The organism is Dinoroseobacter shibae DFL 12 = DSM 16493, assembly GCF_000018145.1.
GTDB lineage: Bacteria > Pseudomonadota > Alphaproteobacteria > Rhodobacterales > Rhodobacteraceae > Dinoroseobacter > Dinoroseobacter shibae.
This window is the reverse complement of the sequence record NC_009952.1, coordinates 1,671,277-1,690,746: the sequence shown is the minus strand read 5'-3', so window position 1 is coordinate 1,690,746 and position 19,470 is coordinate 1,671,277. Positions and strand designations below refer to the sequence as shown.

At 62.2% G+C, this 19,470-nt stretch carries 18 protein-coding genes and 1 tRNA gene; 13 read left to right on the top strand and 6 right to left on the bottom strand.

Going from position 1 to position 19,470, the window contains the following annotated elements:
- Positions 1-3 precede the first annotated feature (3 nt).
- From DSHI_RS08265 to DSHI_RS08245, 5 genes are all read left to right on the top strand, one after another.
- Positions 4-603 carry a Yip1 family protein gene (locus DSHI_RS08265; RefSeq protein ID WP_012178296.1) on the top strand — a complete coding sequence of 200 codons (600 nt, stop codon included), beginning with the start codon at positions 4-6 and terminating at the stop codon, positions 601-603.
- On the top strand, positions 604-1,824 hold the full coding sequence (locus tag DSHI_RS08260; protein ID WP_012178295.1) for a cysteine desulfurase: 1,221 nt from the start codon (positions 604-606) through the stop codon (positions 1,822-1,824). It abuts the gene before it with no gap.
- Positions 1,825-1,983: 159 nt separating this feature from the next.
- Positions 1,984-2,060 (top strand) — tRNA-Arg (locus DSHI_RS08255).
- A 208-nt stretch (positions 2,061-2,268) separates the two neighbouring features.
- The gene (locus DSHI_RS21355) at positions 2,269-3,855 is read left to right on the top strand and encodes an SGNH/GDSL hydrolase family protein (protein ID WP_157865288.1); all 1,587 of its coding nucleotides are present in this window, start codon (positions 2,269-2,271) and stop codon (positions 3,853-3,855) included.
- Between the two features lie 92 nt (positions 3,856-3,947).
- Positions 3,948-4,898 carry a 1-phosphofructokinase family hexose kinase gene (locus DSHI_RS08245; protein ID WP_012178293.1) on the top strand — a complete coding sequence of 317 codons (951 nt, stop codon included), beginning with the start codon at positions 3,948-3,950 and terminating at the stop codon, positions 4,896-4,898.
- A gap of 4 nt (positions 4,899-4,902) precedes the next feature.
- On the opposite strand, the gene mepK is transcribed toward DSHI_RS08245, so the two are convergent.
- Complete coding sequence (gene mepK / locus DSHI_RS08240; RefSeq protein WP_012178292.1) at positions 4,903-5,472, bottom strand: peptidoglycan L,D-endopeptidase MepK; 570 nt, start codon at positions 5,470-5,472, stop codon at positions 4,903-4,905.
- A 360-nt stretch (positions 5,473-5,832) separates the two neighbouring features.
- Between mepK and DSHI_RS08235 the strand changes: the two genes are divergently transcribed.
- From DSHI_RS08235 to DSHI_RS08220, 4 genes are read left to right on the top strand one after another with little or no spacing between them, the layout of a single operon-like run.
- Positions 5,833-7,380, top strand: a complete 1,548-nt coding sequence (locus DSHI_RS08235) for a L,D-transpeptidase family protein (protein WP_085930417.1) — start codon at positions 5,833-5,835, stop codon at positions 7,378-7,380.
- 51 nt (positions 7,381-7,431) lie between these two features.
- A complete protein-coding gene (gene lpxD / locus DSHI_RS08230; RefSeq protein ID WP_012178290.1) occupies positions 7,432-8,523 on the top strand; it encodes a UDP-3-O-(3-hydroxymyristoyl)glucosamine N-acyltransferase in 1,092 nt (363 codons plus the stop codon).
- Positions 8,524-8,580: 57 nt separating this feature from the next.
- A complete protein-coding gene (locus DSHI_RS08225) occupies positions 8,581-8,850 on the top strand; it encodes an acyl carrier protein (protein WP_012178289.1) in 270 nt (89 codons plus the stop codon).
- A 3-nt stretch (positions 8,851-8,853) separates the two neighbouring features.
- Complete coding sequence (locus DSHI_RS08220) at positions 8,854-10,065, top strand: beta-ketoacyl-[acyl-carrier-protein] synthase family protein (protein WP_012178288.1); 1,212 nt, start codon at positions 8,854-8,856, stop codon at positions 10,063-10,065.
- A 9-nt stretch (positions 10,066-10,074) separates the two neighbouring features.
- Here DSHI_RS08220 and DSHI_RS08215 read toward each other — a convergent pair whose 3' ends face one another.
- Positions 10,075-10,665, bottom strand: coding sequence for an invasion associated locus B family protein (locus DSHI_RS08215; protein ID WP_012178287.1), 591 nt, complete (start codon positions 10,663-10,665; stop codon positions 10,075-10,077).
- Positions 10,666-11,113: 448 nt separating this feature from the next.
- Here DSHI_RS08215 and DSHI_RS08210 point away from each other — a divergent pair, with 448 nt between their 5' ends.
- The gene (locus tag DSHI_RS08210) at positions 11,114-12,673 is read left to right on the top strand and encodes a helicase HerA-like domain-containing protein (RefSeq protein ID WP_012178286.1); all 1,560 of its coding nucleotides are present in this window, start codon (positions 11,114-11,116) and stop codon (positions 12,671-12,673) included.
- Between the two features lie 17 nt (positions 12,674-12,690).
- Here DSHI_RS08210 and DSHI_RS08205 read toward each other — a convergent pair whose 3' ends face one another.
- Positions 12,691-13,992, bottom strand: coding sequence for an HlyC/CorC family transporter (locus DSHI_RS08205; RefSeq protein WP_012178285.1), 1,302 nt, complete (start codon positions 13,990-13,992; stop codon positions 12,691-12,693).
- A gap of 69 nt (positions 13,993-14,061) precedes the next feature.
- Here DSHI_RS08205 and DSHI_RS08200 point away from each other — a divergent pair, with 69 nt between their 5' ends.
- Positions 14,062-14,868, top strand: a complete 807-nt coding sequence (locus DSHI_RS08200; RefSeq protein WP_012178284.1) for a metallophosphoesterase family protein — start codon at positions 14,062-14,064, stop codon at positions 14,866-14,868.
- Here the strand turns inward: DSHI_RS08200 and DSHI_RS08195 are convergent.
- The 3 genes from DSHI_RS08195 to DSHI_RS22565 are packed head-to-tail and all read right to left on the bottom strand — an operon-like array spanning position 14,865 to position 17,438.
- Positions 14,865-15,791 (bottom strand): site-specific tyrosine recombinase XerD, encoded by a 927-nt coding sequence (locus DSHI_RS08195; RefSeq protein WP_012178283.1) that lies wholly within the window; start codon positions 15,789-15,791, stop codon positions 14,865-14,867. The two genes, DSHI_RS08200 and DSHI_RS08195, sit on opposite strands and share 4 nt — an antisense overlap.
- The gene (locus tag DSHI_RS08190; RefSeq protein WP_044027695.1) at positions 15,788-17,311 is read right to left on the bottom strand and encodes a hypothetical protein; all 1,524 of its coding nucleotides are present in this window, start codon (positions 17,309-17,311) and stop codon (positions 15,788-15,790) included. The genes DSHI_RS08195 and DSHI_RS08190 overlap by 4 nt, the downstream gene beginning before the upstream one ends.
- Complete coding sequence (locus DSHI_RS22565) at positions 17,301-17,438, bottom strand: hypothetical protein (protein WP_085930398.1); 138 nt, start codon at positions 17,436-17,438, stop codon at positions 17,301-17,303. Before DSHI_RS22565 ends, DSHI_RS08190 begins: the two co-directional genes overlap by 11 nt.
- A 121-nt stretch (positions 17,439-17,559) precedes the next feature.
- On the opposite strand from DSHI_RS22565, the gene DSHI_RS08185 reads away from it, so the two are divergent.
- Together DSHI_RS08185 and aroB are read left to right on the top strand one after the other, a co-directional pair.
- Positions 17,560-18,117: a shikimate kinase gene (locus DSHI_RS08185; protein WP_012178281.1), complete on the top strand. Its 558-nt coding sequence runs from the start codon at positions 17,560-17,562 to the stop codon at positions 18,115-18,117.
- 70 nt (positions 18,118-18,187) lie between these two features.
- Complete coding sequence (gene aroB / locus DSHI_RS08180) at positions 18,188-19,339, top strand: 3-dehydroquinate synthase (RefSeq protein WP_012178280.1); 1,152 nt, start codon at positions 18,188-18,190, stop codon at positions 19,337-19,339.
- Positions 19,340-19,470: the final 131 nt, after the last annotated feature.

The window sequence follows — 19,470 nt, the reverse complement described above, 5'->3', positions numbered from 1 at the left end:
CGAATGACCCTGACCCTGAACAATCTGCTGAGCCTCGTGGTTCAGACCCTCAAAGCGCCGCGGGAAGGGGCTTCGACCGTGCTGTCGCTCGGTCTGCCGCGCCACGTGCTGATGCAACTGTTGTCGCTGGTCGTGGTGCTGTCGGTGATCGCGGGCCAACTTGGCGTGTTCGCCCTCGGCGGCGGCTTCGAAGACGGAGCGATGACCGGACCCTTCGTGATGAGCCCGCTGATGGCGACCTTCATCCAGTTCGCGTTGCTGATCGTGCTGGTGAGTTGTGTGCATGTGATCGGTCGTGCCCTCGGGGGCACCGGATCCTTCGAGGAGTCGCTCGCACTCGTCACCTGGCTGCAATTTATCCTGCTCTGCCTGCAAGTGGTTCAGTTCGCGGCGCTGATCCTCTTTCCCGTCATCGGCAGCTTGATCGGGCTGGCGAGCATTGCGCTTTTCATGTGGTTGTTGGTAAATTTCGTCGCCGTGATCCACGGGTTCGCGTCGCTTGGCCTCGTCTTCGCGGGCGTGCTCATTTCTGCCTTCGGCGTTCTGTTCGCCATGAGCCTTTTGCTCGCCATGCTTGGCCTGTCCATCCCCGGGAGCCTCTGAATGTACAACGTTGATGAGATCCGGTCTGATTTTCCGATTCTGTCGCGCCAAGTGAACGGCAAGCCACTGGTCTATCTCGACAATGGGGCGTCGGCGCAAAAGCCACAGGTCGTGATTGATGCAGTCACCCGCGCTTACGCTGAGGAATACGCCAATGTACACCGCGGCCTGCACTATTTGAGCAATCTCGCCACCGAGAAATACGAAAGCGTGCGTGGTACTATCGCGCGGTTCTTGGGCGTGGCGGACGAAAACCAGATTGTCCTGAATTCCGGGACCACCGAAGGGATCAACCTCGTCGCCTATGGCTGGGCCATGCCCCGGATGGTGGCTGGCGACGAGATCGTTCTGTCGGTGATGGAGCACCACGCCAACATCGTGCCATGGCATTTTTTGCGAGCGCGACAGGGCGTGGTCCTGAAATGGGTCGACGTTGATGCCACCGGTGCGCTTGATGCGCAGAAAGTCATCGACGCGATCGGTCCGAAAACCAAGCTCGTAGCCATCACGCAACTGTCGAATGTCCTAGGCTGCAAGGTCGACGTAAAGGCGATCACCGAGGCGGCCCACGCCAAGGGCGTGGCTGTTTTGGTGGATGGCAGCCAGGCGGCCGTTCATATGCCCGTGAGTGTCGACGATCTTGGCTGCGATTTCTATGCCATCACAGGGCACAAGCTCTATGGGCCCTCGGGGTCCGGTGCGATCTTCATCAAGTCCGAGCGGATGGCTGAGATGCGGCCTTTCATCGGGGGTGGGGATATGATCCGCGATGTGACGCGGGAGTTTGTCACCTACAACGACCCGCCAATGAAGTTCGAGGCCGGCACACCGGGTATTGTGCAGACCATCGGACTTGGCGTGGCTCTCGATTACATGATGGGTCTTGGGATGGAGAATATCGCTGCCCATGAAGACAAGCTGCGGGATTATGCGCGCACCCGGCTCGATGGATTGAACTGGTTGAATGTGCAGGGTCAGACACCGGACAAGGCTGCTATTTTCTCGTTCACGCTGGAGGGGGCAGCACATGCCCATGATATCTCCACCGTGCTAGACAAGAAGGGCGTTGCAGTACGCGCTGGCCATCACTGCGCCCAGCCTTTGATGGAACATATGGGCGTTCCAGCGACCTGTCGCGCATCCTTCGGGCTCTACAATACAGAGGCCGAGGTGGATGTGCTGGTGGATGCGCTGGAGCTTTGTCACGAGCTGTTCGGGTAGCTATGCGGTGGGCATCAGCGCTTTTTCACGTTTGCTAAAACGGACGGCCGAAGAAGTGTTCTCGATAACCCCGCCCGCAACCTCCGCCGCGTGGCGCCTGACCGAGGCAGTGCGATTTTGGATTGCGGCCTCCCGGCTTTCCTTGTAACTCACCCCGAGGCACCTGTAGCTCAGCTGGATAGAGCGCTGCCCTCCGAAGGCAGAGGCCAGAGGTTCGAATCCTCTCAGGTGCGCCATATTTCCATCGACTTGATGCGCGTGCTGATCTTCACCGCCCGACTTGTATCAAAGCAATTTGAACGAGCCATCCGAGCTAACGCCTGAATTGCTTCCGAGTTCGGCCATAATCGATGGCTACTCCTTCTTGCACGGAAACTGCAGGACGCTCCGAACAAGACCGGCGTTTGACAGTGGGCCACTCGGGATCGGAGCACACTCAGCCCGATGCCTGGCCTCACGGTTGTAAACGCTGAGTCTGGCTCTTGGCGCCTGCGGACATCGCTGGAGGCGCGTGCAATGACGAGTACACTTTCCTTTTCCAACCTTGCGACATTCGGAGCGAGTCTGACCGACTGGGGCGGCATGTACGGGCTGACCAAGGATGTCATCCGCGTGCCCCTGCCGCTTGCGAAAAACGGCTACTCCATCGGTTATTCCAACGGGTCCGTCTACACGGTCTATGCTTCGGATTTGTTGGAGATCCCGACCCTTGAGAACTACGCGATCGGCAGTGCCTCGGCGCTTGGCTCCACCATCCTCGAGGATTTTCTGGAAGAGAAGTTCATCGCCTACACGATCAAGGTCGATCGGGATGATCCTCGCCTGAAGGCTGAGTTCAACTATACCGCGCAGGTCGATCGGTTCCTGGAGGCCAACGCAGGCGTGGACCTGTCCGGGACGATGTCGCTGATCCAGATGGGTCTTGTCGACTACATGAATTTCTTTCCAAACTTCAGTCGTGGCGGGCCCAGTTCTTATAGCGAGTTCACGGTCGAAGTGCTCGGCAGTGTTTTTGACGGCGTCGACCGGATGATGGATGCAGGCGTCGGGCAGGTGGTTCTGAACACTCTGCCGGATCCCAGCAACTTCGTCTTCATGTCCTGGATGCCATCGTTTTATCTGCGCAAGGTCGACAATGCGGTCGCGCATCACAATGACATGCTGCAGGCAGAGGTGGCCACACGCGCCGCGGCCGGCGAGAACATTGTTGTGGTTGACATGAATGCTCTTACTGCGGCCATCGATGACGATCCCAGCGCCTTCGGGTTCGTGGCCTCTGCTGGCAGTTTCATAAGTTCTTCGGTGCGGTTCTGGCTATCTGCTTCGTCGGCGCCTGACGAGTACGATCCGGATCAGGTCGCGTTCTTCGATCCATTCCATCCCAGCACGGCATATCACGGTGTCATGGGGGTCTTTCAGGCGGAAAGCCTGACCAAGGCGACAACCGTGCTCGAAGAGGATGGCGCAGTTTTTCAAGGAAGTGCCGCTGGAGACATGGTGCTCGTGCGCGGCGATGGCGCGACTATCATGGCGCAGCAAGGGGAGGACACTGTCATTGGCGGTGTCGGCCGCGACAGCCTTTCCGGAGGCGCGGGCGATGACGTCCTGGCCGGCGGCAGCGGTGATGACAGCCTCGATGGCGGTGCCGGCGCCGATGTTCTGGCCGGTGGCACGGGGGATGACCTGCTTATGGGCGGGGATGGCAATGACGTTCTGATAGACGGGCTGGGGTCCGATACACTTCTCGGTGGTATCGGTCATGACGTGTTCCTGTTTTGCGATCCCAGGCTCATCGGAGGACAAAGCGGCACCGACTTCGACACATTCGATGGAGGAGAAGGCCATGATATTCTGTACCTCGCCTTGGGAGATGCGCAGCGACAGGTTTTCGAGACAACGGGCAGCCTTGCCGAGATCGGGATCTTCGCAACAGGGATCGAGGAGGTCGTTCTTGTCGCGCACCGGCTCGAGCTTGTGGATGTTTCCAGCGATGCGCGTCTCGCGGAGGCGGACCTTTGGGGGTTCGTGTGACACGGGGCTTCTGACCGGTTGCGCAGTGCACGAGCCTGCGGTTGTCTGGTGGGCGAAGGGCTACGCGGCCCCAGCCTGACCGGAGCGGCTTTGTGACTCGTATTGTGACGCTGACACTCAATCCAGCCTTGGATTCGTCGACCGATGCCGAACACGTTGCGCCGGACCTGAAACTTCGCTGCTCTGCGCCCCGCGCCGATGCGGGGGGCGGAGGCGTCAATGTCTCCAGAGCCATTGCGTTTCTCGGCGGACAATCTCTTGCGGCGCTCGCGCTTGGCGGCGGGCCAGGGGAGCGGGTTCGACAGCTTCTTCGAGTGGAGGGTATTCCGGTGCATGATCTCGGCGTGGCTGTGGAAACGCGCCAGAACCTGTCGGTCATCGCGCGGGATACCGGCGCGCAGTATCGCTTCATCATGCCCGGACAGACCTGGACGGACGTGGATGTTGATCGATCATGTGAGGCGCTCTGCAAACTGGCGAGGGCCGGGGATCTGATCGTGCCATCGGGCAGCTTACCACCAGGTGTCGGCCCGGGTGATCTCGTAGCGCTGACCAATCGCCTTGCTGTGCTGGGAGTTCGGATCGTTCTTGATACGTCCGGGGCCGCTTTGCAGGCCTTCGCAACAGGAAGGGCCAAAACCCTTCATGTGCTGCGGATGGATCTCGAGGAAGCACAGTCGCTTGCAGGCCGGGACCTCGACACAGTTGCGGATGTGGCGCAGTTCGGGCGGGAGCTGGTGGACGCGGGGGCTGCAAAAAGCGTGATTGTAGCCAAGGGAGCGGAAGGCAGTATTCTTGTCACATCACGCGGGCAGGGCTGGCATGTGCGCCCCCCAAAGGTGAACGTGGTCAGCAAGACCGGTGCTGGAGACAGTTTTGTGGCGGGGTTCACGCTGGCTCTCGCACAAGGTTCGTCCGATCTGGAAGCGACTGTGAGAGGGGTCGGCGCTGCAGCTTCTGCTGTGACAACGCCTGATACGGACTTGTGCGACGGCGCGTCCGCGGAACGTTACGCTGCGCTGTCCACCGTGACGGAACTCTGAGTGATCAGCGGCCCCAGACGCGTACCGGTCCACAATCCATGTGCACGAACTGGCTTCCGGAATACTTGCCAACGCCGCCCGCCTTGCACGCGGCGGCGGCGGCTGCGATCTGGCGCACGCTGCGAGAGCCGAGCCGCAGGTCTGCCGCCTGACCCTGCATGTGAAGCGAATTCTTGGCTACGCCGCGCGACCGACTGCGAAGCATCGCGTTGGTCTGCGGGCTACGATACCCGGACAGGAGCAAGTAAGGCTCGTCCACGTCCAGCATGTTGTGGGCCGCGGCCATGATATCGATTGTCCTTCGATCGATCGGCGCAACGGCGTCCCGGCGCCAATCCCGCATGAAGTAATTGATTTCCTTCAGGGCTTCCTTGACGTATTTGCCTTCGACCCAGTAGATCGTGTCGATGCGTTCGCCGGTGCGCCCTGAATGCATCTTGAGCCGACGGATGTCGCCGCCGCCGCGCAGGAAGCCGAAGGCATTAGAATACACCGGTGCTGCAGAGATTGCTGTTGCCGCAAATGCTCCGAGCAACGCGCGCCGCGTTACGCGGCCAGCATTGAAGTCGCTCATAGGTCGTCTCGCCCCATAGCCCAGGGCCGCTTGACGCAGCCTCTATTACAGTCATCCCCAGACGTGTTGGTGTCATGCCACAAATTGGAATCCTCGCCAAGTGACAGGGCGCTACACCCCCGGTAGTTCTACCTATTGGGCGGATTTCCGCCCAAGTCCCGCCGCAAACACGTTGCAGATTGGTCGCGGGAAAAAAAGAAACGCGTGCAATCACTGCGTAGCGGCAAAAAGTGAAGGTCCGTCTAAGAAAACCTGCGTTTATGCTGTTTTTGGTGCTTTCCCGAGGAGAATTGATCCGTGTCGCGTTCCGTTACCCATCCCACATTCGCGCTGTTCCGAGTTCTGGTCGCCGCCTTCGCCATGATGCTGCCTCTTTTGGGTGCGCCCGTGCAGGCCCAGTCGACCGCCTTCAAGCAAGCTGTCGCGGAAGCCGCCTCTGGCGATCCGGCTCTCGCAGAGTTCTATCGCGTGCGCGATTTCGCTCCGCTCTGGACTTCTTCGGGGGACAGGAGCCGCCGCGCTGCGCTGCTCAAGGCGCTGGATACGGCTTGGGTCCACGGGCTGCCCGAGATGCGATACGACGTCGAGGGGCTCAGGGCAGCTTTCCGCGATGCCGACTCGCCGCGTGCCCGCGGCCTGCTGGACGTTCAGGCGAGTACGGTCTTCCTGCAATATGCGCAAGATGTGCAAAGCGGCGCGCTCTCGCCCTCGCGTATCGACAAGACAATCGTCCGCAGTTTGCCGCGGCGTGACCGGCTTGCCCAGATCACGGCCTTCTCCAAAAGCAATGCGAGCCGATTCATCAAAGCGTTGCCGCCGCAATCCAACGGGTATGCACGGTTGATGAAAGCGAAGCTGGAGATGGAGAAAACCATCGGCGCAGGTGGATGGGGTCCCAAGGTCACGGCCGCCGCGTTGAAACCCGGGCAGTCCGGACCGCAGGTTGTTGCCCTGCGTGACCGGCTGATCCGCATGGGCTACCTCAAGCGCACGGTTTCGGCGACCTATGACGCGGCGCTTCAAGTCGCGGTCCAGAGGTTTCAGCAGGATCATGGGCTGGCCGCCGACGGCGTCGCCGCCAAGATCACCCTGCGCGAGATCAACACCGAACCCACTGAGCGTCTTAAATCCATCATCGTGGGGCTGGAGCGAGAACGCTGGATGAACTTCGAGCTGGGTCCGCGCCATATCATGGTCAACATTCCCGATTTCCACGCCCGCGTTATGGAAAACGGCAAAGAGGTCTTCGCGACCCGCGTGGTCGTGGGCAAGAACACCTCGGACCGGCGCACGCCGGAGTTCTCCGACGAGATGGATCACATGGTCATCAACCCGACCTGGAATGTGCCCCGGTCGATCGCCACGAAGGAATACCTGCCGAAGCTCCAGGAAAACCCGAACGCTCACAGTTACATGCGACTGGTGGATGCTTCGGGACGGACAGTGAACCGGGCAGAAGTGGATTTCACTCAGTTCAATGCGCGATCTTTTCCGTTCGACATCAAGCAACCGCCTTCGAACCGCAATGCGCTGGGGTTGGTGAAGTTCATGTTCCCCAACAAGCACAATATTTATCTGCATGACACGCCGGCCAAGTCGCTCTTCGGGCGTGAAAGCCGCGCGTATTCCCATGGCTGCGTGCGTGTCGCCGATCCGTTCGATTTTGCCTACGAACTGCTGTCCAAACAGGAGCGGGATCCGGAGGGTTTCTTCAAGACGACCCTCGCGAAGGGCAAGGAAACCTGGGTCTACCTCGACAAGCCAGTTCCGGTGCATCTGGTCTACCAGACTGCTTTCGCCCCGGCCAAGGGCAACACCCAATACCGCCGCGATGTGTACGGCCGCGATGCCAGACTTTGGGATGCCTTGGCGCAGGCCGGGGTGGTGCTACGCGCGGTTCAAAGCTAAGTCTCGGAGAGCCCCGGGGGACGTGCCCTCTGTGGTCTCTGAGGACGCGCTATGGTCTATTCCCTATCCCGGATCGCTGAGGCGCTTGGAGCACAGGTCGTCGGCAACGCCGACCTGACGGTTCGAGGCGCCTCAGAGCCTGCTATCGCAGGGCCCGACGAATTGGCGCTTGCGATGGATCCGAAATATGCGGACGGCCTTGCCCAAGGCAAGGCCCGTGCGGCGATGTTGTGGGGCGATGCGCCTTGGCAGGACTTCGGGCTCGAAGGCGCGATCCTCGTGTCACGCGCCCGGTATGCCATGTCCGGTTTGACGACGCTGATGGACCCGGGCCCGGAAATCGCACAGGGGATTCACCCGACCGCCGTGATCGCTCCGACCGCCGAGATCGGACCGGACGCCGCCATCGGCCCCTTCGTCGTGATCGGTCGCGCAGCAAGGATCGGCCCGCGCGCCCGCATAGCAGCCCATTGCGTCATTGCCGAAGAGGCCGTGCTGGGGGAGGACACCCTGCTCCATGCCGGGGTCAAGATCGGCGCGCGCGTGATCCTCGGGGACCGGACGATCTGCCAGCCCGGGGCAAGCATCGGGTCGGACGGTTTTTCCTTCGTGACGCCGGAGACATCGGCGGTGGAGGAAGTGCGCAAAACTGTCGGCGCCCGGGGCGATGCTGTTGGACAAAGTTGGACCCGCATCCACTCTCTCGGTTCGGTCGAGATCGGTGCGGATGTAGAGATCGGCGCGAATAGCTGCATCGACCGGGGCACGATCCGCAACACGACCATCGGGCGGGGTACCAAGCTCGACAACCTCGTGCACATTGGCCACAACGTCCAGATCGGCGAGGACTGCCTGCTGTGCGGTCAGGTCGGGATCGCCGGGTCGAGCCGGATCGGAAACCGCGTGGTGCTGGCTGGGCAGGTGGGTGTGAACGACAATATCGTCATCGGAGACGATGTGATCGCCGGGGGGGCGACGAAGATCTTCACCAAGACCCCTGCAGGCCGGGTGCTGCTCGGCTATCCGGCGATGAAGATGCAATCCCATGTGGAAAGCTACAAGGCGATCCGCCGCCTCCCGCGGCTGGCTCAGCAGGTCGCAGAGCTTCAGAAAGCTGTTTCAAAACTGACGCGTAATGACTAAATCAGCGGCATCTTGAGTGGGGCTGCGAGGCCAAGAGACCGTCAGGGGGTGACCATCATGTCCGATACCGTGCGCGAAAAGGTCATCGCGATCATCGCTGAGCAGGCAGTTCTGGAGCCTGCGGATATTCGGCCCGAGGCCACGATGGAGGATCTCGGCATCGACAGTCTCGGGCTTGTCGAAGCGATCTTCGCCATCGAGGAGACTTTCGATGTGTCCGTGCCGTTCAACGCAAATGAACCCGAGAAAAGCGATTTCGACATCTCCAACGTCGCCGCGATAACGCGGGCGGTGGAAACCCTTGTGGCCGAGCAGACGGACGCCTGATTCGTGCGCCGCGTTGTGATCACCGGCCAAGGCACGATCAACGCCCTCGGGGTCAACGTGGCGCAGACCCTGGAGGCGTTCCGCGAGGGACGCTGCGGGATCTCCGAGCTGGATATCCGGGACGTGGATCGCCTTTCGATCCGGATTGCGGGGCAGGTCAAGGATTACGATCCGGAAGCCGCCTTCAACAGGCAGCAAATTTCCCTCTATGACCGATTCACGCAGTTCACCCTCATCGCAGCACGAGAAGCGATCGCGCAATCAGGCCTCCTCTTCTCCGATGATCTCGCGTCCGAGGCCGGGGTCGTTCTGGGCACTGCGGGGGGCGGGGTGAACACATGGGACGAGAATTACCGGGCCGTGTATGAGGAGGGTAAGAACCGCGTTCATCCTTTCGTCGTACCGAAGCTGATGAACAACGCGGCGGCCAGCCATGTCTCCATGGCTCATAATCTAAAGGGGCCGAGTTTCACGGTCGCGACTGCCTGTGCCAGTTCGAACCACGCCATGGGCCAGGCGTTTCAATTCGTCCGCTCCGGGCTGAGCAAGGTGATGGTCACCGGTGGGTCGGAGTCCATGCTGTGTTTTGGCGGCGTGAAAGCCTGGGAAGGCCTGCGGGTGATGTCTAAGGATGGCTGCCGCCCCTTCAGCGCAAATCGCAACGGCATGGTGCAGGGCGAGGGCGCCGCCGTCTTCGTGTTCGAAGACTACGAACATGCGAAGGCACGGGGGGCCGAGATCTTGGCCGAGGTGATCGGATTTTCCATGACCTCGGATGCTGCGGACATCGTGATGCCATCGAAACAGGGCGCGGCGCGAGCCATTTCGGGGGCGATGCGAGATGCGCGCGTCAACCCGGACGAGGTCGGCTATATCAATGCACACGGAACCGGAACGGCTGCGAATGACAAGACCGAGTGCGCAGCGGTCGCGGACGCGTTTGGACATCACGCCGACAAGGTCATGCTGTCCTCCACCAAATCCATGCATGGACACCTGATCGGCGGCACCGGCGCGGTCGAACTTCTGGCGTGTATCATGGCACTACGTGACGGGATCATAGCGCCGACGATCGGCTATGAAGAACCGGACCCGGAATGCGCCCTGGACGTGGTGCCGAACACGGCACGCGAAGCCGAGGTCTCGGTTGCCTTGAGCAATGCGTTTGCTTTCGGGGGGCTGAACGCGGTTCTGGCCCTGCGCAAAGCCCCCTGATGCGCGTGCTTACTCGGGGGGCGTGAGCTCCGCTTTCAACTTGTCGAAAGCCGCCGTGAACCCCCGCAGCGACGCCGTGACTTCGACCCTTTGCTGCGGTGCAGCCAGCGCCACGATCGACACCGTGGCCACGGAGCCGCGCTTCATGGCGTCGATCTCGACATCCGAGACACCGAACCGCGAATAACACCCGGTCCGATTGCACCAGAGGAACGGCTGTGGAGGCAAGGTGGTCTCGTCAATCGACAGGATCAGCCCTTCTGTCAGGATCGTCTCCAGAGGTGTGACGATGGTGATGGCTGCGGCTGCCTGGCTGCCTTCGGGCGCAGGCAACAGGGTGAATTCCGCCACCGGGTTCTGCGACGTGTCCAGAAGAAGCTGATAGAGTTGGCAGTTGTCATCCTCCAGCGCGCCCTCGCCGCGAATGCAGCGCAAGCTCCAATCCGTGATGGTTTCGCGGATATAGGTCTGTCCGGTCGCCACCTCCTCGTTGGCTGCGGCGTCTTCGGCGGGGCTGCTGGCGTCTTGTGCCAAGGCCGGTCCCGCAAGCAGCGCGGTAACTGCAAAGATCGTGATGCGAGACAAAGAGGAACGGATCATCTTGGAAGGGGTCCTTCTGGTCTGACGAGTTTTAAACGCCAGACGTGCCGCTTGCTATGCGGAGGTCATGTTCTGGCGGTCCTGCCCATTGAAAAAGGGTCTGCGAAACAGACCCTTTTTTTTATTTTTTGCTCCCTGTCGGACTGGCCGACTTATGGCGCGACGCTACGACCTTACGCCGCAGGGGTCAACAGCCCGTCTCTCACATTTTTGCCAGTTTTCATGGTTGCGGGGCCTTGGCGATCCCGGGCCCCCGGACCACTGTGATCCTTGTTGGCCGCGCAGCCCGAAACGCGAAAAAAAAGACCGCACCAAATATGGCGCGGTCAGTCCAACAGGGAGGAAGTTCTGCCGGAGGAAAGAGGAGAAACCCCCGACGCATGCCCAGTCTGGCACGAAATGGTTAACAATGTATGTTCATGCCAAATGCATGGGCGGAGGCGAACATATGCATCTGGACGACCGGATTTTTGTGGGCGGTGGCGGGGCCGAGTACGGCGAGGCGCAACACCTGCTTCTGCGGGCTGCGAACCGCCATGGGCTGATCGCTGGTGCCACGGGCACAGGCAAGACCGTGACCCTGCAAATCCTCGCCGAAGGGTTCTCTGCCATGGGGGTTCCGGTTCTTCTCTCGGATGTGAAGGGCGATCTCTCCGGTCTCGCGCGACCCGGGGATCCGGCGCATGAGCTGCACGGGCCCTTCATGCAACGCGCCACGACCATCGGGATCGCTGACACTTATCGCTACGCCGGCTTCCCCACGGTCTTCTGGGACTTGTACGGCGCGCAAGGGCATCCGATCCGGACCACGGTCACGGAAATGGGTCCGCTCCTGCTCAGCCGGTTGTTGGAGTTGAGCGATGCCCAGGAAGGGGTGCTCAACATCGCGTTCCGGGTGTCGGATGAGCAGGGCCTGGCGCTCTATGATCTGAAAGATCTGCGATCGCTGCTAATCTGGGTCGGAGAGAATCGGGCCGAGTTGTCCTTGCGCTATGGCAACGTGTCGCCTCAGTCCATCGGGGCAATCCAACGTCGCCTTCTGGTGCTGGAAAACGAAGGCGGCGCCAAGCTTTTCGGGGAGCCGGCCCTCGATCTAAGCGATATTCTGAAATGCGCGCCGGATGGCCGGGGGCAGGTGAACATCCTGGCGGCCGACAAGCTGATGGGCGCGCCGCGGCTCTACGCGACCTTCCTGCTCTGGTTGTTGTCGGAGTTGTTCGAGACGCTCCCCGAGGTCGGCAATCCCGACAAACTCAAGCTGGTCTTCTTTTTTGATGAGGCGCATCTGCTGTTCGAGGACGCGCCCAAGGCGCTTGTCGACAAGGTGGAACAGGTCGCGCGGCTGATCCGGTCGAAGGGGGTCGGCGTGTATTTCATCACCCAGAACCCCGACGATGTGCCCGAAGACATCCTCGGTCAGCTCGGCAACCGGGTGCAGCACGCGTTGCGGGCCTTCACCGCGCGGGATCGCAAGGCATTGCGCGCGGCGTCCGAGACCTATCGCGACAATCCCGACCTCGACATCGAAACCGCGATCCGCGAGGTGGGCACGGGGGAGGCGGTGACCTCCATGCTGGATCAAAAGGGCCGACCAGGCATGGCGCAACGCACGTTGATCCGACCGCCCTGCAGCCAGCTGGGCCCGATCACGCCTGCGCAGCGCGCCCAGGTGATGGCCGCGTCTCCCGTTTCGGGAAAATACGAGGCCGAGATCGACCGGGTATCCGCCCACGAGAAGCTCACCGCGCGCGCAGAGCAGGCGGCCCGGGAGGCCGAAGCGATGGAGGCTCGGGCGGAAGAGGCTGACCCAGCCGTGCGAGAATACAGCGCCGCGCGTCGTTACTCGGCGCCCAAAGTCGGCCGGTCCACGTCGCGCCCCCTGCGCAAGAGCCGCAAGAGCGAGAGCCTCGGCGAGGCCATGACCCAGGCCGTGATCAAGGAACTGTCGGGCACTACCGGACGCCGCCTTGTACGCGGCATCATCGGCGGTCTCTTCAAGGGCCGCTAGGACAGACGGCGCAGGGATTAGAGGGGGCGGATCTTCAGCTTGGACAAGCGGTTGTCCTTGCGGCCGGCGACCTCGAAGCGGAATCCGTGGAAGCTGAAGCATTGGCCGATGCTCGGGATCATCTGCGCCTCATGGATCACCAGACCAGCGACGGTGATGGCCTCTTCGTCGGGCAGGTTCCATTCGGTCGCCCGGTTGAGATCGCGGATCGTCATGGCTCCGTCCACGATGAAACTGCCATCCTCGGCCTTGCGCACCGGGTGGTCCGCATCCGGGTCGAACTCGTCCGTGATCTCGCCGACGATTTCTTCGAGAATGTCTTCCAGCGTGATCAGCCCCTGCAACGCGCCGTACTCGTCCACCACCAGGGCGAAATGAGTCCGGCGGCGCAGAAATTCCTTCATCTGCTCATCGAGAGTCGTGGTCTCGGGAATGAAATAGGGCTTCATCGCCACATCGGTGACCTCGAATGCCTCCAGCGCCTTTTCCGAGGCGTCCGGTCCGCGCATCACCTTGTCCATCGCGCGCAGCAGATCCTTGGCATGGATCACACCGATGATGTTTTCCCGATCTTCCCGAAAGATCGGCAAGCGCGTGTGGGGAGATTGCAAGCACTGGCTGAGCACCTGTTCGGGTGTGTTTTCCGCATCGATCATTTCGATTTTCGAGCGGTGCAACATGATCTCCTCCACGTTGCGCTCGTTGAGGTCGAGTGCGCCGAGCAGCCGGTCGCGATGCTCCTTTTCCACGGCCCCTTCGGAATGCCCCATGCGCAGGGCCCCTTCGATCTCTTCGCGCACCGACAGCATGTTCGCCCCGGCCTCGATCCGAACCCCAAGTGGGCGCAGCACACCCCGGACGATAAAACGGACAGCCGCTACAAGCGGCGCCAGCACGGTAATGACCATGCCCACAAGCCCCGCCGCCCGGGTCGAGGCGCTCTCGGGGTTGGTAATCGCGTACGTCTTGGGCAGAACCTCTGCAAAGATCAGCACCAGCGCCGTCATCACGAGGGTCGCCAAGGCCACGCCGCTGTCACCGAAAGCCTTGGTGAACACTGCGGTGGCCAATGAGGTCGCGAGGATATTGGCGAGGTTGTTGCCCAGAAGGATCCCGCCGATCAGCCGTTCATTGTCCTCCTTCAGCTTCAGGGCCCGTTCGGCGCCCTTGTTGCCCTTGTCGGCCATGGCATGCAGCTTGCCGCGGGAGGCGGCGGTCAATGCGGTCTCGCTGCCCGAAAAGAACCCCGAGCAGCACAAGAGCACCAGGATGACGGCACAGGAAATCCAGAAAGACGAATCGAGTAAAGTCGGGTCCATTTCGCGGCTGTATCCTTGTGGTGTTTATGCTCTTATGGGCGTGGGCAGGGGCCGGTTCAAGGGACTGAGATGGACGTACGGGATTTGGGCGCGCTTCAGGGCAAGATGGTCGTCTATGGCGGCCCATACTCGAACCTGCAGGCTTCGCTCGCGCTGCTGTCGTTTTGCGCGGACAATCGGATCCCCGCGTCGCACCGGATCTGCACCGGAGATACGGTGGCCTATGGCGGCGAGCCCAAGGCCACTTGGTCGCTGATGCGCACCACGGGCGGCACCGTCGTCGCGGGCAATTGCGAACGCAACCTGGCCGAGAATGCCGAGGATTGCGGTTGCGGGTTCGGGGCGGATACGACCTGCGATCTGCTCTCGCGCGCCTGGTACGCCTATGCCCGCCGCGAATTGCCCCAAGATGCGAAGGACTGGATGGCCGCACTGCCGGATATGGTCGTGTTCCAGCATGGCACGCGCCGCTGCGCCGTGATCCATGGGGGGCTAAGCGACATCAGCCGGTTTCTCTGGCCGTCGTCCCCCGAGGCCGACTTTTCCGAAGAGATCGCCTTGATCGAGGCGGCCGTGGGGGCGGTGGATGTCGTTTTTGCCGGGCATTGCGGGCTGGCGTTTCAACGTCAGATCGGCGACGCGCTCTGGGTCAATGCCGGCGCGATCGGCTTGCCGCCCAATGACGGGCGGCCCGAGACCCGTTTCGCGCTGTTGGACGGGGACAAGATCACGATCGAGCGGTTGGATTACAACGCCCGCCCGGCCATCTCGGCGATGACCAGGGCCGGTCTGACTCAAGGCTACCATGACACGCTGAAAACCGGGCTCTGGCCGAGCGAGGACGTTCTTCCGACCGAATTGCGCCGCGCGGGCTAGCCCTTTGTCGCCAGGGGGTGATGGGTCAGCACCAGTTCCCTGAGCCGCGCGTCCAGCACATGTGTGTAGATCTCGGTGGTCGCCACATCCGCATGACCCAGAAGCGCCTGAATCGACATCAGGTCCGCGCCCCGTGCCAAGAGATGTGTCGCGAACGCATGGCGCAAGGTGTGCGGCGTGACCCCGGACGGGTCCACGCCCGCTGCCACGGCGATATCCTTGATCAGCGCGTAGAACCGGTGCCGGGTCAGATGCCCCAGCTTGCCGCGTGACGGAAAGAGGTATTTCGAGGGCGCCGCCCCCTTGCTGATCGCGGTTTGCTCGGCAGCGTCGCGAACTTTCAGCCAAGCCTGCAATTCGGTGCGCGCTGGTGTCGACAGGGGCACCATCCGCTCCTTGCCGCCCTTGCCGCGCACGAGGATCAGGTGCGGATCGCCGCGCACAGCCGCGACCGGTAGTCCGCACAACTCCGTCACCCTCAAGCCGGTCGCATAGAGCAATTCCAGCATGCAGGCATTGCGCTGCCGGTCGGACGGACTGCGCCCCGTGTTCCGCGCCGCCGCGAGCAAACGATCCACATCCGCCTCCGACAAGGTCTTGGGAAGGCGTTTCGCGCGCCCCGGTCCCTTGATCTGCAGGCTGGGATTGTCGGTGCGCCAGCCTTCCTCATATGCGAAACGATAGAGTTGCCGGATCGCCGACAGCCGACGGGCGCGAGTGGCCTGGCTGAGACCGGCATCAGAGCAGGCGATGAGATAGGTTTCGATATCGGCGCGCTGGACCTGGTCGAAGTCCAGCCCCCGACGGCGTATATGGCCCTGGAAATCCATCAGGTCGCGGGCATAGGCAAGGCGCGTATTCTCAGCCGCGTTCAGCTCTGCCGCCTGGGCATCGAGAAATGCGTCGATCCAATGCAGGCTCATCCGACCCGGTCCCGCAAGAGCAGGTTCAAAGCGATGTCGCGCGCGGTCTGCTCGAACCCGAGGGCGCGCAGCACTTGCACTGCGGTGCTGGCATCGTCCGGATCCGGCGTCTCCTGGCCCAGAAAACCAAGCGCGCGCAGGGTTGCTTCGCCGTACTGGCCTCCGGCCAAAAGCCGCGCGAACATCGGGGGCAGGTCGGGTGCGGGCTCGGCGAAGGCGCTGGCCATCGCTGCAGGCAGCGCCTCGCTCGGTAGCGCCTCGGGCGCGCGTCCGCGGGCAATGGCGGCGAGCAACGGGTCCCTGATCTTGTCTGCGTATCCTTCCGCCTCGGGCGTCAGGAGCACGAGCGACAGTATCAGGTCCAGCGTTGCGTCCGGGGTCGGAAGACGCGTCAGGCGCGAGCCGTAATAGGCCGCAAACACCTCCGTCAGGCCGACTTGCGCCATTTCCTGCACGGCCTTGGGCAGCGTATCCGCCACCGCCTGCGCATCCCCCGCCAGAAGGGCGAGATCAAATGCCTGCACTGCCGCCACCCTGTCCCAGAGCCCGCCCGAGGCCGCCGGGTTGCGTTCGGTATAGAGCGCAAAGAGCTGACCATGCGTGATGCCCCCGGTGCGGGCCAACCGCTCCGCCGCTTCAAGACGGGGCTTCCAGCCTTGCGTCGGCGCCAACAGCGCGTGGTTGAAGGCCAGCGGTAGCGACCGGGCCGGTGGTGCTTCTCCCAGGGCGGCAAGCATCCGGTAGTCGAGCGGTGTGAGAGGGTTGGGCGGGGCCGCCATCGGCATGCCCTCGAAAATCTCTGGATCGAGAAACCGCGCCATGAGCAAGTCTTCCGCCTCGCTCACGAAGCCCAAGGCGCGCGCGGTCTCGAGGCTGAGCGCCGCTGCCGGCCAGTCATTGTTCCGCGCAAGACAGAAAATGCGTGCCGAGAAGGTCGGGGCGATGTCCGGCACCGCGCGCAAGGTCGCACAGGCCCGGGCTTCGTCGCCGCGCAGCAGGCTGATATCGAACCAGCGGCGGAAGATCTGCGGATCGTCGCTCAGGCCGCCGCGTTCGATAAGCGCTTGCGCGTCGGGCAGCGCGCCAAAGGCCAACAGGGTATCGAGCCGTGCCAGAAACAAGGTGTGATCCGGCCCCGTATCCACCGGCGGGTCAAGCTCAGCCAGCAAGATCCGCTTGAGCAGGCGGCGCGCGGGCAGGGGCAGGGCCGTGCTTTGGACGCGCAACAGCGTGGCCAGATCGGCCGCCGGCGTTATGCCCCAGAAATCCGATGGCAGCCCCGAAACGGATTGCGGCAGGATGCCGACACCATCGATCGCAAGGTCTTCGAGGGGCGCGACCTCGATCTGCTCCACACCTGCGGTGGGGGCCACGTCGCTGTTCTGGCGTATTTCCGGCGGGGGCAGGGCTTCGATCACGTCTGAGAGCCAATCGATCGCCGACATCGGCTCTTGCGCCAGCGCGGGTGTACCCGCCAGCGCCAAGCCGACGAATAGCGCGATGCCCGGGTTACTGCGCATCCAGTTGCACCGGGATCTTCGTGGGTGTGCTCTCCGGAGGAAGCTCCCCCAAATAACCATAGCCGAGCAGTCCCAGCGCCCCGAGGGCGATCAGGATCAGCACGAACAAGAAGAGTTTTCTGATCACTGCCTCGAAACCTTTGCCTGCCTGCGTGTTATGTTTTTTCTCTATGGTATTTCGCGGTGTTTCCCGCCATTCAAGGCCTATGCTAGCACATTGGCGTGAATTTTTGCAGGAGTGGCGGTAAGTGGCCGAGGCAGCAACTCTTAAGCTGACCGCGCCGGTGGTGCTCGTAGGGATGATGGGCGCGGGAAAGACCGCCGTCGGAGGGGCAGTGGCCGCGCAGCTCGGCGTGCCCTTCATCGACAGCGATCACGAGATCGAGCAAGCCGCCAATGCCAAGATCGCGGAGATTTTCGAACGGGACGGGGAGGCGTTTTTTCGCGACCGTGAGACCGAAGTTCTCGCCAGGCTTCTTGGTGGAGTGCCTGCGATCCTGTCCACGGGCGGCGGGGCCTTCCTGGCCGAACGCAATCGGGCGTTGATTGCCGAGAAGGGCGTGTCTGTCTGGCTCGACGCGGAGCTCGAGCTGCTATGGAGCCGGGTCCGGCACAAGTCGACGCGCCCGCTGTTGTTGACTGACAACCCCAAGGCGACGCTGGCCGAAATTTACGCCCAGCGTGTCCCGGTCTATGCCAAGGCCGCGTTGCATGTGAAAGCCGCACCGGAGCTCTCCATCGACCAGATGGCCAGCCGGGTGATCGCAGCCCTGCGGGCGCATCCGGGTCTGATGGCCGAGTCGTGAGCCGGGGGCTGGAGCCCGAGGGCCCGGGCTGCTAGACGCCTCTCAGCAAATCAATCGAAAGCCGCGTTTCATGACTATGTCCGCCGCCCCAGCGCCACAAACCGTTTATGTCCCGCTGGAGGATCGGGCCTATGATGTGGTGATCGGTCCCGGGTTGCTGGCGCAAGCGGGGGCGCGCATTTCGCCTTTCCTGCCGCGCCCGAAGGTTGCCATTGTCAGTGACGAGACGGTTGCAGCGCTGCACCTTGCCACCCTGCAGGACAGCCTTGCGACCGCCGGTATCGACAGCACTGCACTGATCCTCCCAGCGGGAGAGGCGACCAAGGGCTGGCCGGAATTCAGCCGCACGGTGGACTGGTTGCTGGCACAGAAAATAGAGCGGCGCGACCTGGTGATCGCGTTCGGGGGCGGTGTGATCGGGGACCTTGTCGGGTTCGCGGCGGCGGTTCTGCGGCGTGGCGTCGGGTTCATCCAGATCCCCACATCGCTGCTGGCACAGGTAGACAGTTCGGTCGGCGGCAAGACGGGGATCAACTCGGTCCATGGCAAGAACCTGATCGGGGCGTTTCACCAGCCACGTCTCGTTCTGGCAGATACGGATGTTCTCGGCACACTCACGCCGCGGGATTTCCTGGCGGGATACGGCGAGGTAGTAAAATATGGCCTGCTTGGTGACGCGGATTTTTTCGCCTGGCTCGAAACCGAGGGACCGCGGCTTGCGGCGGGCGATGGGTCGGCGCGTGTCGCCGCAGTGCGCCGCTCAGTCGAGATGAAGGCCGAGATCGTCGTGCGAGACGAAACCGAACAGGGCGACCGCGCGCTGCTGAACCTCGGCCATACGTTCTGCCATGCGCTCGAGGCGGCAACCGGGTATTCCGACCGTCTGTTGCACGGCGAAGGGGTGGCGATCGGCTGCGCGCTGGCCTTCGACCTGTCGGCGCGTTTGGGTCTTTGTGCGCAAGAAGACCCCAGTCGCGTGCGCGCCCATCTGCAAACGATGGGCATGAAACGGGACCTGCGCGACATTGCCGGAGATCTGCCCGATGCCGAGGCCTTGCTGAACCTGATGGGGCAGGACAAGAAAGTCATGGATGGCACGCTTCGGTTCATCCTGGCCCGGGGCATCGGGCAGGCATTCATGACCTCCGAAGTGCCGTCCGAAGCCGTTCTGAGCGTGTTGCGCGCGTCGGCATCTGGCATGGTGTCTGCGCCCAAAGCCTAGGCTTTCCACCCGTTCTGTGCGCATTGACAATGATTTTTGTATCGCGTCGACCCGATGTTCTTTTCGCGCCGACTGTTTCCCTATACGATTCATTGCTAGTGGATTTCAGGTTTTGGTTTCCCAAAGGTTGA

Coding starts and splice junctions, on each gene's coding strand:
- DSHI_RS08235 (WP_085930417.1), top strand. CDS start 5,833: ATGATGCTGCCTCTTTTGGGTGCGCCCGTGCAGGCCCAGTCGACCGCC.
- DSHI_RS08265 (WP_012178296.1), top strand. CDS start 4: ATGACCCTGACCCTGAACAATCTGCTGAGCCTCGTGGTTCAGACCCTC.
- DSHI_RS08225 (WP_012178289.1), top strand. CDS start 8,581: ATGTCCGATACCGTGCGCGAAAAGGTCATCGCGATCATCGCTGAGCAG.
- aroB (WP_012178280.1), top strand. CDS start 18,188: ATGACTATGTCCGCCGCCCCAGCGCCACAAACCGTTTATGTCCCGCTG.
- DSHI_RS21355 (WP_157865288.1), top strand. CDS start 2,269: ATGCCTGGCCTCACGGTTGTAAACGCTGAGTCTGGCTCTTGGCGCCTG.
- DSHI_RS08190 (WP_044027695.1), bottom strand. CDS start 17,311: ATGCGCAGTAACCCGGGCATCGCGCTATTCGTCGGCTTGGCGCTGGCG.
- DSHI_RS08205 (WP_012178285.1), bottom strand. CDS start 13,992: ATGGACCCGACTTTACTCGATTCGTCTTTCTGGATTTCCTGTGCCGTC.
- lpxD (WP_012178290.1), top strand. CDS start 7,432: ATGGTCTATTCCCTATCCCGGATCGCTGAGGCGCTTGGAGCACAGGTC.
- DSHI_RS08195 (WP_012178283.1), bottom strand. CDS start 15,791: ATGAGCCTGCATTGGATCGACGCATTTCTCGATGCCCAGGCGGCAGAG.
- DSHI_RS08260 (WP_012178295.1), top strand. CDS start 604: ATGTACAACGTTGATGAGATCCGGTCTGATTTTCCGATTCTGTCGCGC.
- DSHI_RS08200 (WP_012178284.1), top strand. CDS start 14,062: ATGGACGTACGGGATTTGGGCGCGCTTCAGGGCAAGATGGTCGTCTAT.
- mepK (WP_012178292.1), bottom strand. CDS start 5,472: ATGAGCGACTTCAATGCTGGCCGCGTAACGCGGCGCGCGTTGCTCGGA.
- DSHI_RS08215 (WP_012178287.1), bottom strand. CDS start 10,665: ATGATCCGTTCCTCTTTGTCTCGCATCACGATCTTTGCAGTTACCGCG.
- DSHI_RS08210 (WP_012178286.1), top strand. CDS start 11,114: ATGCATCTGGACGACCGGATTTTTGTGGGCGGTGGCGGGGCCGAGTAC.